Here is a 14,071-nt window from a genome sequence, read left to right on the forward strand (position 1 = left end):
TGTTCTTTGTCAACGTTTTTCTATTTTCGTGTGTTAACTAAGGAAGGCTTGATCACTTTTTCTTCCAGTTCATGCCTGGGGACAGGCTTACTCCACAGATAACCTTGTATTTCATGGCAGCCCATGGATTGTAATAAGGATAGCTGAGCTTCTTCTTCGACCCCTTCCGCAATGATAGTAAGGTGCAGGCCTTTTGCCATTAAAATAATGGCTCGGACAATTTCCTTAGCACTGTCCTCTTCATGAATACCGTTGATCAATTCTCTGGCAATTTTTAAGCGGTCAATATCATATCGCTTAATATAACTTAGAGAAGAATAGCCGGTACCAAAATCATCCAGAGAAGCATTGATGCCTAGTTCTCTAAGATGATCAAAAAAAGCTTCGACACTATGACCCTGCCGGAAGGCGGCTCCCTCCGTCACTTCCAGATCAATCCAGGAAGGAGAAATTTTTTCAGCCCTCATACGATCTAATAAGGTGTCCATAAATTTTTGGCTTTGCAATTGGACAGGGGAGACGTTAATAGAGATCCGATAATGTGTCTCATAGGTTTCATTAATCTCTCTAATGTTTCGAAAAGCTTCCTTCAAGACCCATTCTCCAAGAGGGATAATCAATCCGGTTTCTTCCGCTACAGGAATAAATTGGGCCGGAGAGATAAATCCACGATCTGGATGATTCCAACGTAAAAGGGCTTCAAAACCGATCAGTTTTTTTCCATCAATTTCATACTGGGGCTGAAACACAAGAAAAAAATCCTGGTTGGCATTTGCCTGTTTCAGTAACATTTCCAGCACATGTTTTTCATGAATCAGGTCTTTGATAGAAGAATCATAAAAATAATAATGGCTTTGAGCGAAAGCGTTTTTTGCCTGATACATGGTCATATCTCCATACCGCATCAGTGATTCTCTTGTATTAGCATCTTTGGGATAAGAAACAATACCAATACTGATTCCTAGGTAAAAATGGTAAGGATCAATGGCAATAGGCATTTCAACGACCTGAACAATTCTTTTTGCAATGTCGGACAGGGCATGTCGCTGATAAAAGCCTTCTACAATGAGAGCAAACTCATCTCCGCCAATCCGAAAAAGCCTTCCTTTCTTTGTCCAGTCTTCTGAAAGACGCCGGGCAATGGTCTTTAAGACCTTGTCTCCTACATCATGCCCATGGGTATCATTAATATACTTAAATCGGTTTAAGTCCATATAAAAAAGGTGAAAAGCCGATTGTTGCCTAATGGTCAGCGCGTCCATGTATTCAATAAAAGCCCGTCGGTTAGAAAGATCGGTTAAAGGATCTAAATAGGAATAATAGGCCAGTACTTGGTTGGTTTCTTCCAAACTTTTGGTTTTTTCCTGCACTTTTTCTTCCAGGTTCCGGTTGGCTTCTTTAGCTTCCTGCAATAAATGATAGTTTTTAATGGACAGTTGGATGTTCTGAGACATCATATAATAAAGAAAAAGAAGAATAAGCGTGGTTAGTAGCTTTCCAGGTCTGATGTCACCAAAGAAAAACAGGATAAGCACAAGGGGTAAAAAAACATAGGGAGCTTTACGCTTTCCATAATTATCCGGCAAGGTTAAGGGATGGTGTGGAGCCGGCGGATCAGTGACAGTCGGATATTGATGATGGTGGGGCTGATGATTTTGTTGATGGTAAAGCGAAAGTGTAAAAAGAACAGGTGGTATTAAGTAAAGAATATCAATAAAAGAATTAGCGATATATAGATCCAACAAACTCAAATAAGCATAAAGAAATTCAATGCTTCCATAAAGCATCAAACCTATAAGAATGACACATAAGGCAATGCTTTTTTCACGTCGATAGGAAGACAGATAAAGAGTGACACTGGAGACCAGAATAAAAAGACCCATGAAGGTAAAGAGAGCCATCACGATATCGTCAAAACCCAAGCTTCTTTCCATAAGAAAGTGCTGGTAAAAACGCTGACCTAACAGATAAAGCAGGAGAAACAGAACCGCCGCAAAATCTAAAAAAAGCTGGTAAAGATTCCATCTTTTGGCTTCAGTGGCTACCCAGTGAATGATCATCATCACCAAAAAAACAGGCGGGATGGTATAAATAAGATCCATATAAGGAAAGAGCATGGGATCTTTTGTAGGCATTAAGGCTAAGACAAACCAAACCGTGTCGGCAAAAAACCAAAAGAAAACATAGCCAAACAACCATTTATCATAAGGATAAGAAGTTTTCTGAACGGATCGGTAAAGAAGATAGGAAGCACTGAAAAGGGTAAGCACGGATGTGGTGTTGGCCAAAAGATCCGCATGGCGAAAAACCGCCAGGATATAGATAAAAAAACCGCTGAGCATGATTACTACCCAAGGGTCTTTGATCAGTAGGCGGTTTAGAAAATAGAGTTTTCTGAAGGCTTGTTGTATCATAAAATAAATCTCCTCACTAATAAGGCGGATGAAGGATCAATAGGATGCTTAGGAATGATTAAATACTAAGGCTATTATCCTATTATAACATGCTTTAACGCCAGACTCTAGCATCCTTGTTTTGGAAAAGAAAAACCATTGAAAAAGACTTTTAATAAGGTCTTCTTCAATGGTTAACAGGGTGTGTTTTCCTCCAGGGAAAAGTTGTCTAAAGGATGACAAGAAACAGACTGACCACCACACCGACATAAATTAAATTAATAAGGCAATAGCCCATAATATCTTTAGCGCCCAGACCGGCAATTCCTAGCGCCGGTAGTGCCCAGAAAGGTTGAATCATATTGGTCCACCCATCTCCCCAGGCAACAGCCATGGCTGTTTTGGCCGCATCCACACCAAGCTCAGCACCGGCCGGCATCATAATAGGTGCCTGAACGGCCCATTGCCCACCACCGGAAGGAACAAAGAAGTTAACAATTCCAGCACTCAGAAAAGCAAAAAATGGAAAGGTTACTTCTGTGGAAACGCTCACAAAGAACGTAGACATCTGTTGTGCCAAAGAAAGCCCTTCGGCACTGGCTCCGGTCATCATTCCCATGATACCTGCATAAAAAGGAAACTGAATAATAATACCACCAGCACCTTTTACGGCGGTTGTTACCGCATTTAAGAAACGTCGGGGAGTTCCGTGTAAGATAATACCGGTAAAGAGGAAGATAAAGTTAACCACATTTAGATTCAGATCAAAGCCATTCTGAATAAAATGCTGAACCACAAAGGTGACCCCCATTAAACCGATGGCAATGGACAGCACAGGGCTGTTTTCCATTTTTTCCGCCGGTGTCTGATTCACAGGAATTTCTGGTTCAATATCATCTTCTAACAGCTTCGGATCCACCACTACCGCATCTTCGGGTGAAGGATGCATCGCCTTGTTGATAAAAGGAATGGTGGCGATTAATACCAATACTGGTACTACAGTGAACAAAGCGAAAATGGTTTCACTGGTAGGAATCGGTTCTGTAACAGCACCACGGGTCATTTCTTCCAAATTAGCGGTGGCGGTTGCTAATGTCAGGGGAATAGAAGCGGAGAAACCCGCATGCCAGATAACAAAACCGGAGTAACCGGAAGCAATCAGCAGGCGGTAGTCCACCCCCTTTACTTTCTTAGCCAGCTCTTTGGCATAAAGGGCACCAATAACCAGACCAAAACCCCAATTAATCCAGGAAGCGATTAAAGCAACCAGCGTAACTGCAAAAATCGCCGATCCGGGAGACTTAGGCACGCTGGCCAGATTTCGAAGCCCTCTTTTGATAATAGGCGCCTGGGCCAGGGTATGACCGGTGACCAGCACCAAGGCCATCTGCATAGAAAATGCCAGCAGGTTCCAGAAACCGCCACTCCAATGATTTACCATATTAATAGGAGATTGGCCTGTTGAGAAAATACCCAGAAGAAAAACAATTAGGGTTAAGATAACAGCAAATAAAAACGGGTCGGGCAAAAAACGTTGAACCAACTTTACAGAAGCATTTGTAAACTTTTTGAACATTGATAATCCTCCTTTTCATTATTTTTTTACAGATATCTAAAAAATACCCATAAAGAGACACAAAACACTAATAGATTACCATCCTAGCATATTTTTGTCAATATAGTCGGATGTGTCTGAAAAAAATTTCCTCTTGATGTTCCAAAAAATTCATGATATAGTCGTGCAAGAGAAAACCGTCTGGACGGTTTAATATGTCAGATAATTGATCATCAGCTGACAATCAATCAGCCTTGATGAGAGAGGAGGAAGAAAGAGAATGACAGAAGCCATTAACCTAAAGAATAAAGTAATGCTAACCTGTGCCGTTACAGGAGCTGGAGATACGACTAAAATAAATCCCTACGTTCCGGTAACACCGGCAGAAATCGCAAGCTCGGCTCTGGCGGCAGGAAAAGCAGGGGCAGCCGTAGTTCATATTCATGCCAGAGATCCAAAAACCGGAGGGATTAGCCATGATGTGGAACAATATCGAGAAATCCTTCAACGGATCAGAGAAGCCGATCCGGAGTTGATTATCAACATTACTTCCGGAGGCGGTGGGGATTTTGATCCGGATGAAGAAAACCCTTATCAGGCCGGAAAAAATAGCGATTTACAGACAGCCGAAGAACGGCATGAACCCATAGCCACTCTCGCACCAGAAATGTGTACGTTAGATTGCGGAAGCCTTAATTTTGGAGATATGGTGTATATCAGTCCAACCGAATGGTTACGAAAGCAGGCGGCGCTGATTCAGAAAAGTGGTGCCAAAGCAGAACTGGAGTGCTTTGATACCGGACATTTGCGTTTTGCCAATCAATTAATAAAGGAAGGTTTTATTGATGGAAACCCTCATTTCCAGTTTTGTCTGGGAATTCCCTGGGGAGCCGCCGCGGATACAGAAACCATGCTGTACCTGCGTAACCGGATACCGGAAAAAGCAACCTGGTCTGCCTTTGGCATTGGAGCCATGCAAATGAAAATCCTAGCTCAGGCAGCCTTATTGGGCGGTCATGTTCGTGTGGGTCTGGAAGATAATTTATACCTGTCCAAGGGTGTGCTTGCCAAAAACGAAACCCTGGTGGAAAAAGGCATTGATATTCTTCAACAACTCGGCAAAGAACCTATGACACCCCAAGAAGCAAAAGCATTACTACAATTGAAATAAAGCTGTACAGAAGGGAGCATTTGATGAATCAAAAGACAAACATATCTCAAATAGCCGTGGTAGGAACCGGCGTTATTGGCGCTGGATGGATTGCCCGTTGCCTGGCCCATGGCATTCAGGTGATTGCCACAGATCCGGCACCGGATGCAGAAGCAAATCTTAGAAAATCCTTGCAACAAGCCTGGCCTTCTTTAGAAAAAACGGGCATCAGTCCCGGCACTTCTCCGGAGGATCTTATTTTTGAGACCGACATGGCAAAAGCCGTAGAAAAAGCGGATCTTATCCAAGAGAATGTTCCAGAGGTTCTGGAACTAAAACATCAAGTCCTGGGAGCCATCAGCCAGGCCTGCCGGAAGGATGCCATTATTGCTTCCAGCACTTCCGGTATTACGCCCAGCGTGTTACAACAAGGTTGTCACTGTCCGGAAAGGCTTTTAGTGGCACATCCCTTTAATCCAGTCTACCTGTTACCACTGGTAGAATTAGTGGCAGGAGAAAAAACAGAACCGGCAGTACTAACCCGGGCAGAAAGCTTTTACAAGGAAATTGGCATGAAACCACTGATTGTCCGGCGGGAAGTAGAAGGCCATGTGGCCGATCGTCTGATGGAAGCTCTTTGGCGGGAAGCCCTTCATATTGTCAACGAAGATATAGCCACCACCGAAGAAATAGACGCCGCCATTATCTATGGAGCGGGACTGCGCTGGGCACAGATGGGTCCTTTTCTAACCTTTCATATGGCCGGCGGTGAAGCAGGAATGCGCCATATGTTAAAACAGTTCGGACCAGCTTTGAAATTGCCCTGGACAAAACTGGAAGCACCGGAATTAACGGAAGACCTGAAAGAAAAAGTAATCAATGGGTGTGAAACCCATGCTGGAAATAAAAGCGTGACAGCATTAGCTGCTAAAAGAGATGAATTTCTGGTAGAAGTGCTTCAACTGGCGGAAAAATACTGGCCAGAACCCCAAAGCATTATGAAAAAATAGGGTTCATTCGGTACGACCATTCGGATGAACTAGAATGAGCCAGAATGAAAAAGGATGAACCAGAATCCAACAGAATCAAAGAACAAAAAAACAGAATCGAAGAACAAGGAAACAGGAAAAACCAGAAAGAAAAGAGGTGCTTAGAATGCAGATTCAGGAGGAAGAAAGATGCTTTTATCAATCCGTATTATCCCAGTGGGTTGATTACAATGGTCATATGAACGATTCAGCCTATGCCCTTATTTTCACCAAAGCCTTAGAACATTTTTTAGAGACCTTAGGATTAGACGAAAAGGCCCGAAAGCATCATCACTATACGACTTATACCCTGGAAACCCACACCTGTTTTCTGAAGGAAGCCTTAGAAGCAGATATAGTACAGGTAAAGACCCAGGTATTGGACTGGGATGCCAAACGAATCCATCTTTTTATGGAAATGATCAATCGGGAAAAAGAAATCATTGCTACCAATGAATACATGGTGATGGGTATGGATCAAAAGGAAAAAAGACCAGCGCCCTTCCCGCCCAAAGTGGCTGAAGCCTTAGCATCCCTTGGTCAACAACATCAAAAGCTTCCAAGACCAGAAAAAGCCGGCCGACGGATAGGAATTCCCACCAAAAACAAACCAGCTTCTTAAGAACTACGGAGGAGCGGCGGCATTATCAAGATATAGCAGGATGGGAAAGAGGTATTGATGTATGAGATATTTCTGTATGAGGCATTTCTGTATGAGGTATTTCTGTATGAGGGAAGAGACCCTTGAAAGATCCGGTTATTTTTGATATAGTCTTACCTAAGAATAAACCGTCTGGACGGAACAAAAAATCTGAAAACGGCAAAGGGAGGGTAAGACCATTAAAAATCGAGAGAAATATAACCGGATTATCAAGGCAGCTGCCCGAATTGTTTACCAGAAAGGTGTTTTTGCCTTAACCTTGGATGCGGTTGCCCAGGAAGCCGAAATCAGTAAAGGTGGTTTGCTTCATTATTTTAAGTCAAAGGAAGCTCTGGTAAAAGCCATGGTAGAGTATACCAGTGAAAGCTATCGGGAAGGAGTGGAGCAACGGGTAGCCCATGAAGAACTGGAAAAAGGAATGTGGACCCGCTCTCTCATTGCTGAAACCTTTGAACAGGCATATGATGAGGAAGAACTGAACGCCAGCTTTTTAATGGCTGTTGCCATGAAGCCAGAGCTGTTGGAACCCATCAAAAATGCCTATAAACATTGGCAGCAAAAGATAGAAAAGGACGGTCTGGATCCCATCGAAGCCAGTATTTTGCGCCTGGCCATTGACGGGCTATGGATGAATAAACTGATGGGTTTATACCAGTTTGACGAGTCTCTATTGCATCATGTATATGAAAGAATGATACAAAAAACCATGATGATGAAGCCAGCTATAGAAGAAAAAAAAGAGGAGGAAACAAAAGATGAGTAAAAGAAGCATGATGATTTTATTAGGATTATTGTTGACAGCCCTTATTTTTACCGGATGCGGTGGGAATGGAGCTGCTGAAGTGGAAGAAGGAGAAAAGGAAGTAGAGGAAACGGGAGAAGTCGTAGAAGAAACAACCAAAATGGCCGAAAAATTCAATTATGAAATTATTGGCATTGATGCTGGTGCCGAAATTATGAGTACCGTGGAAGAAAGGGTTATGACAGAATATGGGCTGGATGAATACGAATTGGTAGATGCCAGTGAAGCGGCAATGATTGCTGAAATAGAGTCCCGTGGCATGGTAGAAGAATGGGTAGTAGCCATTGGATGGACCCCTCACTGGAAATTCCCAGAGTATAATCTGCGATTTTTAGAAGACCCACTGGGGATCTTTGGAGAAGAAGAAAATATTAAGGCACTTGGTCGTGCTGGATTAACGGAAGACATGCCGGAAGTAGCCGAAGTATTGTCAAACTTTTCCCTTAACGACGATCAGCTGGGAGAAATGATGATGATGATTCAAGAAGGAGAACAAGGTGACCGGGAGGCAATGGAAGCCTGGGCAGCAGATCATCAGGAACTGATCGAAAGCTGGATACCGGAAGGTGCTGACGGAGAAGGAGCAACGGTACAACTTCTTTACAATAATTGGACCTGCGCCATTGCTAAAAGCAACCTGATGGCTTATGTATTAGAAGAAAAAATGAATTATGTTGTGGAAAAAGACATGGTAGACGTAGCCGTACTGTATGAATCTTTGGCTTCTGGCGATTACGATGCCATGGTAAGTGCTTGGTTACCTCTAACCCAGTCAAACTACTGGGCTAACTATGGAGATAAACTGGAAGATTTGGGAAATATTTATGAAGGCGCTAAGCTGGGCTTAGTCGTGCCAGACTATGTAACCATCGATTCCATCGAAGAAATGTAAAAGAACAAAAATCCCCCTTTTGAAAGACCCTGGTGAAATGTGCAGGGTCTTTCTCTATCTGTTATAATGAACAGGAAATAAGAAGACTAATGAAGGAAGTGAAACAGGCGTGTCTGGAACAGAAATACTATTACTAATAGGCTTGTCAACCTTAGGCTATGGACTGTTTTATTTGTTAAGCATACCGACACCAGCCTTTTTAGGCCCATTAATCCTGATCTACGGAGCCAGTTTTCTGGGATTTCAAGGAGATCCGCTAAGTGGTACAACCGTTCTCCTATTACAATCCTTACTGGGAGCCAATATAGGCGTAAAAGTCACCCGTGAAATTTTTCAGCAAATGAAAGCATTAAAAATACCCAGTTTGATTATGATTGGTTGGACCCTGTTTTTAAGTTTTGGCTTAGGTTTGTTACTGATGATGGCCTTTGATCTGGACGTGGCCACAGCACTCTTAAGCGCAACCCCTTCCGGTGTCTCTGAAATGGGAATATTAGCCCTTGCCTTAGGGGGAAACGCAGGCATCGTCATTATTTTTCAGTTATCCCGCCTAATGATCGCCATTGTGACCTTTCCTATTATTGTAGAAAAACTAACAGAAAAAGATAAAAATCAGCGTAAAAAGCAAGCTTGGTGGGAAAAAATAAAAGGAAGAGGCAGCGAAATAAGCCATGGGTTGAAAAAATCCCTATCCTTTCAATGGCCGGGGATAGAAATCTTTTCCTATTTCACTACGGTAGGGATTGGAATAGCCGGTGCTTTACTGGGAACCTGGATGAACATTCCCGCCGGTGCCTTAATGGGAGCTTTTTTTCTGACGGGAAGCAGTGTGATTGCCGGCATCCCCCTAAAAGCGCCTACCCCTTTTATGCGAATAGTGATGCAAATGGGTATTGCCATTATGTTAGCCCTTAATATTATGAACAGCCCTATGGAGTCGATGAAAGTCATGCTTCTGCCAACTTTTGGGTTTTCAGCGATTATTTTTATCGGCGTTTATTTTTTGTACCATCTGCTGCGAAAAGTGACCCAATGGGATCCGGTCACCTGCTTGTTAGCCGCCGCACCGGTAGGTCTGACACCTATGAGTATTCTAGCCTATGAATATGCTGAAAAACCCATGGAAGTAGTGTTGCTACACATGACCCGTGTGCTGGTAGGTAAGTTGATTGTCATACCAGTGATTATATTCTTATTGGTATAAAGAGCTTCTAATCAGCAGAAAGAATTTCTATTTTACCATAGGATCTCTCAGGTTTTGCCTTAATACACCCCCAAAAGGAGGAAAATCAATGAAAAAGCCTATTCTGATTGGCGTCACCGGTGGCACCGGTTCCGGAAAGAGTACGGTGGCACGGCAGATTTTCAAGCAACTGCCAAATCAAAATATTGCCACCATTCCACAGGACGCCTATTATAAAAATCAGGATCATCTGCCAATGGAAGAACGCATTCAAACCAATTATGATCATCCCATGTCCTTTGAAACAGATTTGCTGGTAAAACATTTGAAAAGCCTGTTATCAGGAGAAAGCATTCAGATGCCTCAATATGATTTTGAAAGGCATACCCGTAAATCAGAAACTTTGCTGGTGGAAACCAGAGACATTATTATTCTGGAAGGAATCCTGCTTTTTAATGAACCAAAACTTCGAGAATTAATGAACATTAAAATTTTTGTGGATACGGATGCAGATATTCGAGTGATACGGCGTATTAAAAGAGATATCCGAGACCGGGGCCGAACCTTGGAGTCTGTTATTGATCAATATATGAACACGGTTCGTCCGGCTCACTTACAATTTGTGGAACCAAATAAAAAATATGCGGATATTATTATTCCAGAAGGCGGTAAAAACATGGTGGCCATTGACATTATTGTCACTAAAATAAAATCCATTCTTACATAAATAGGTTCGAAGCTTTCAACCAAGAGTCTAAAACTTTTAACAGAATTTTAAGGTTCCCAGATAAGATGAAAAATGGTCCCCTGCTCAGGGTGAGATTCCACGACCACATCTCCTTTTAGCTGAAGCATCAAAAGATTATACAGAATATGAAGCCCCAACCCGATATTACCCTGGTGACGGGCGGTTGTAAAAAAAGGTTCGAAAATCCGAGACTTTACAGATTCGGTCATACCCTTACCATCGTCAGAATAGGTTACAACCAGACGGTGGTCTTGTTTTTGAAAAGAAAGATAAATGGAACCACCTTCTCGATCCGCAAAACCATGTTCCAATGAATTTTGCATTAAAATGGCAATGATCTGAGAGAAGGCACCGGGAAAACTATAAACAGATAACTTTTCCTCACAGTCAAGGATGAACCGATGATTACCTGCCTTTAATAGCTGTTGAAAACCCAGCAGGGTTTCTTCCACATACGGTTTGACATAAAATTCTCTTTTTTCCTCACGGCGATGATCCACAGCTACCTGTTTGAAATGCTGAATTAAGTCACTGGAGCGATGTAAGTTTCGAAGCAAAACCTGCACAGAATCTTGCATCCGGAGCATGTACTGATCAAATTCATGCTGGCCCAAGGTTTCTTCTTCAATATCTTTTAGTAATTGCTGTAGCTGATGCTCCAGGTAAGAAGCCATAGAAATCGAACCACCTAAAGGTGTATTAATCTCATGAGCCAAACCGGCGACCAAGGTGCTGAGACCAGCTAGTTTTTCTGATTGAATCAACTGTTCCTGGGTGTTTTTTAATAGGACGACGGTTTGCTGAAGTTCTTCGTTGGTTTCCTGCAACTGTTCATTTGTAGAAGACAAAGCGAAGGTTCTTTCCGCTACCTTAGATTCCAATTCTCTTTGAGATTTTTCAATAGCAGCGGCCATTTCGTTAAATCGTTGCGCTAACTGGCCTATTTCATCCTGATCCGTTAACTGTAGCCGTTGGCTCAGATTTCCTTCCGCCAATTGATCAGCAAATTCCCTTAACTTTCCTAAAGAACCAGTGAGTTGTCCAGATAACCAATAAGCCAGAAGCATGGAAAAAAGCAGCAGGAAAAAAGCACTCAGCAATAATTTTCGAGATAAGATCCAGCCACTTTGATAAAATTCACTGGTATGGATAAAAGAGATATAAAAGAGGGGAAATTCGGCTAAAGCCGAAGGAATAACCTGAATCCGGTAGGATTGATCTTGATAAAAAAAGGTGTCGATGGTCTGCTCCTTCAATGACTCTCCCTGAAGCAAAGATCCCAAACCAATATCTTCCAGAGATTTGCCCACCACTGCCGGCTGATTCGGATAAGCGAGAATAGAGCCGGTGGAGTCGGTGAGCATCGCATAACCACTACTACCGATGGTGGTGTCCGTCAGCATATTGGACAAGGCCTCCAGATCAAAATCAACGGTAATCACTCCCCGTAACTGGTCTTTTTCATCAAAAACCGTCATCACACAAAGAACCACCTTCTCCCCACTGGAGGTGGTATAAATTTCAGAAATGACCACTTCGCCGGGAGATTCCAAGGCTTTCTGATACCACTGCCTTTCTCTGGCATCGTATTTATTAAAACGGGGGCGGGGTGGATGCATGACAAAACCACCGTTCGCTTCAACACCAAGGCTGGCATTTTTGACGGAATCATGGGATTCTTGAAAGGTTTTTAAGATTTGGTAAACTTCCTGCTCATAAGGATCTCCCTGCATTGGTCGCATGGGAAGAAGCCCTTCGGAAGACTGGGTATTTTTGTAAGAAGTAATGCGCTGATCCGCCTCCCGGATCAAGGGAAATTCCGCCAACATCCTGGTATTGGATGCAATATTTTCAGCATAATAATGAATATGATGATCCAGCAATTCCATTTTCTGATGGACGGATACCTGATAATCTTCTTGGGATTGTTGGATTACTTGCCAAATGGCTAATAAACTGTTGGCCAAAAGAGAAACTACCAACAGCATCGTAAAGGCAAAAATAATACGATGCCGTAATCGCTTGAAAGTAAAAAAATGAATCAATGGGATCACCTCTATGCAGTAGAAAAAAAGGGCTTTGCAACATCAAAACGGATGATGATCATTTGGTATATCGTTTCAGGATTTGATTAATAATATGGGTTTCTTCAAGAAGCTTTAGAATTTCCTGCACCACTTCCGATAAATTTCCAGCCTGCTCTTCTGTAGAAGCGGTGACTTCTTCTGTCCCCGCCGCATTTTCTTCCGCAATAGAAGATAGATTTTCTAAAATGGCAACGGTTTTATTTTTTTGTTCTTCAATTTGACCCATCAGATGGAAGAAAGCCTGGTTGCTGCTTCCGATTTCTTCAATTAACTGACTCATCTGATGAAAGCTTTCTTGATTTTTGGTTACATTATCTAATTGTTGCTTGGTAGACTGGAGCATATTAGTGATGGTGTTTTGTGAATTCAACACATTGTCATTCATTTTGTTGATAACATGATCAATTTCTCCGTTAAAGCGGTTGGTTTCTTCGGCCAGTTTTTTAATTTCTTCGGCCACCACCCCAAAACCCCGACCGGCTTCGCCAGCTCTGGCGGCTTCGATAGAAGCGTTAAGGGCTAACAGATTCGTCTGCTCCGCAATGGCTTTAATCATTTCATTGGCCTGCAACACTTCGTTACTACTATTCACGGTGCTTTCAATGGTATCCTTTACCAGCACCATTTCTCCATCCACGCTTTGTACCATTTCAATGACATCGGTTAAGGACTTCATACCTTGATCTTTTTCTTTAGAAAGTTGTTGACTGATATGATTAATATGATTAGATTCCGAAATACTCTGGTCAATCATTTGACCTAAGGCAGCGGTTAATTCAACTCCCTGTTCAATTTCTTTTGCCTGATCCATTGCCCCGACGGCCACTTCTTCAATGGCTTTAGAAACTTCCAGAACACTGGCGTCAATTTGTTCCGAATGATTTTTAATAAATTGGATTTTTTCATCAATCAATGCAAATTTTTCGATAACCGCTGTGATGTTTTTTTGATAAACATCGATGGCTTTGGGGATCATTGCTTCCATGGAAGAAACCCTTTGATGCACAAAATCATCATCCAGCTCATTAATACCCAGCAATACAATATCGATGCCCACTACGCCCACTTTTTTGCCGCCAATAAACAAAGGCTTGGCAACGGCGGTCATAAAAACTGGAATTCCTTCCAAATCATAGAAAAAGGGTTGCAGAATCTGAAGTTTTTCTGTTTCTAAAGGTTTGGTATAGAATTCTTCCTGATCAATGCCTTCAAGAAACATTTTTTTGACACCGGAGGTGGTACGGTATAAATAGGTATTGAGTCGTCCGTTGGCTTCATAATGATCTTTATGCTGATATTGCTGGTCATTAAACTCATTTTTGATGCCAACGACCCAAATGCCGTAGTAGGAAGCATTGCCGGTTAATAATTTTTCCAAATGAGCTTCGATCTGTTGCCGGTCCTTTTGAGAAAATTCAAGGCCTTCAATCGTCTGATAAGCTTGATGAATCACCTGGTAGTCAATTAGGATGGAATCCTTAATGGCTTTGGATAAGGTGGTTTCATTTTGCTGATTGGCTTTGCGAAAAAACATGAAAGATCATCCCCTTAGTATTATTTTTTTCTTACTAG

General features: G+C 42.3%; 11 protein-coding genes. 7 read left to right on the top strand and 4 right to left on the bottom strand.

The annotated features are described in order from the left end of the window. Window positions 1–20: 20 nt before the first annotated feature. Together BLV55_RS10935 and BLV55_RS10940 are read right to left on the bottom strand one after the other, a co-directional pair. On the bottom strand, window positions 21–2,414 hold the full coding sequence (locus BLV55_RS10935; protein ID WP_093314348.1) for a putative bifunctional diguanylate cyclase/phosphodiesterase: 2,394 nt from the start codon (window positions 2,412–2,414) through the stop codon (window positions 21–23). A 208-nt stretch (window positions 2,415–2,622) separates the two neighbouring features. Next, window positions 2,623–3,969 (bottom strand): short-chain fatty acid transporter, encoded by a 1,347-nt coding sequence (locus BLV55_RS10940; protein WP_093314350.1) that lies wholly within the window; start codon window positions 3,967–3,969, stop codon window positions 2,623–2,625. Between the two features lie 259 nt (window positions 3,970–4,228). Here BLV55_RS10940 and BLV55_RS10945 point away from each other — a divergent pair, with 259 nt between their 5' ends. From BLV55_RS10945 to udk, 7 genes are all read left to right on the top strand, one after another. After that, the gene (locus BLV55_RS10945; protein ID WP_093314352.1) at window positions 4,229–5,119 is read left to right on the top strand and encodes a beta-keto acid cleavage family enzyme; all 891 of its coding nucleotides are present in this window, start codon (window positions 4,229–4,231) and stop codon (window positions 5,117–5,119) included. Between the two features lie 23 nt (window positions 5,120–5,142). After that, window positions 5,143–6,108: a 3-hydroxyacyl-CoA dehydrogenase NAD-binding domain-containing protein gene (locus BLV55_RS10950; RefSeq protein ID WP_093314354.1), complete on the top strand. Its 966-nt coding sequence runs from the start codon at window positions 5,143–5,145 to the stop codon at window positions 6,106–6,108. A 145-nt stretch (window positions 6,109–6,253) separates the two neighbouring features. Further along, the gene (locus BLV55_RS10955; protein WP_093314356.1) at window positions 6,254–6,748 is read left to right on the top strand and encodes a thioesterase family protein; all 495 of its coding nucleotides are present in this window, start codon (window positions 6,254–6,256) and stop codon (window positions 6,746–6,748) included. A gap of 247 nt (window positions 6,749–6,995) precedes the next feature. Beyond that, on the top strand, window positions 6,996–7,550 hold the full coding sequence (locus BLV55_RS10960; protein WP_278280028.1) for a TetR/AcrR family transcriptional regulator: 555 nt from the start codon (window positions 6,996–6,998) through the stop codon (window positions 7,548–7,550). Beyond that, entirely contained in the window at window positions 7,543–8,481 is a 939-nt protein-coding gene (locus BLV55_RS10965) for a glycine betaine ABC transporter substrate-binding protein (RefSeq protein WP_093314360.1), read from the top strand. Before BLV55_RS10960 ends, BLV55_RS10965 begins: the two co-directional genes overlap by 8 nt. 109 nt (window positions 8,482–8,590) lie before the next feature. Next, window positions 8,591–9,685: an AbrB family transcriptional regulator gene (locus BLV55_RS10970; RefSeq protein WP_093314362.1), complete on the top strand. Its 1,095-nt coding sequence runs from the start codon at window positions 8,591–8,593 to the stop codon at window positions 9,683–9,685. A gap of 88 nt (window positions 9,686–9,773) precedes the next feature. Beyond that, on the top strand, window positions 9,774–10,391 hold the full coding sequence (gene udk / locus BLV55_RS10975) for a uridine kinase (RefSeq protein ID WP_093314364.1): 618 nt from the start codon (window positions 9,774–9,776) through the stop codon (window positions 10,389–10,391). A gap of 47 nt (window positions 10,392–10,438) precedes the next feature. Here the strand turns inward: udk and BLV55_RS10980 are convergent, their stop codons facing one another. After that, window positions 10,439–12,457 carry a sensor histidine kinase gene (locus BLV55_RS10980; protein ID WP_093314366.1) on the bottom strand — a complete coding sequence of 673 codons (2,019 nt, stop codon included), beginning with the start codon at window positions 12,455–12,457 and terminating at the stop codon, window positions 10,439–10,441. A 58-nt stretch (window positions 12,458–12,515) separates the two neighbouring features. Continuing rightward, window positions 12,516–14,033: a methyl-accepting chemotaxis protein gene (locus tag BLV55_RS10985; protein WP_093314368.1), complete on the bottom strand. Its 1,518-nt coding sequence runs from the start codon at window positions 14,031–14,033 to the stop codon at window positions 12,516–12,518. Window positions 14,034–14,071 lie beyond the last annotated feature (38 nt).

It is taken from the genome of Tindallia californiensis (assembly GCF_900107405.1).
Taxonomy (GTDB): domain Bacteria; phylum Bacillota; class Clostridia; order Peptostreptococcales; family Tindalliaceae; genus Tindallia; species Tindallia californiensis.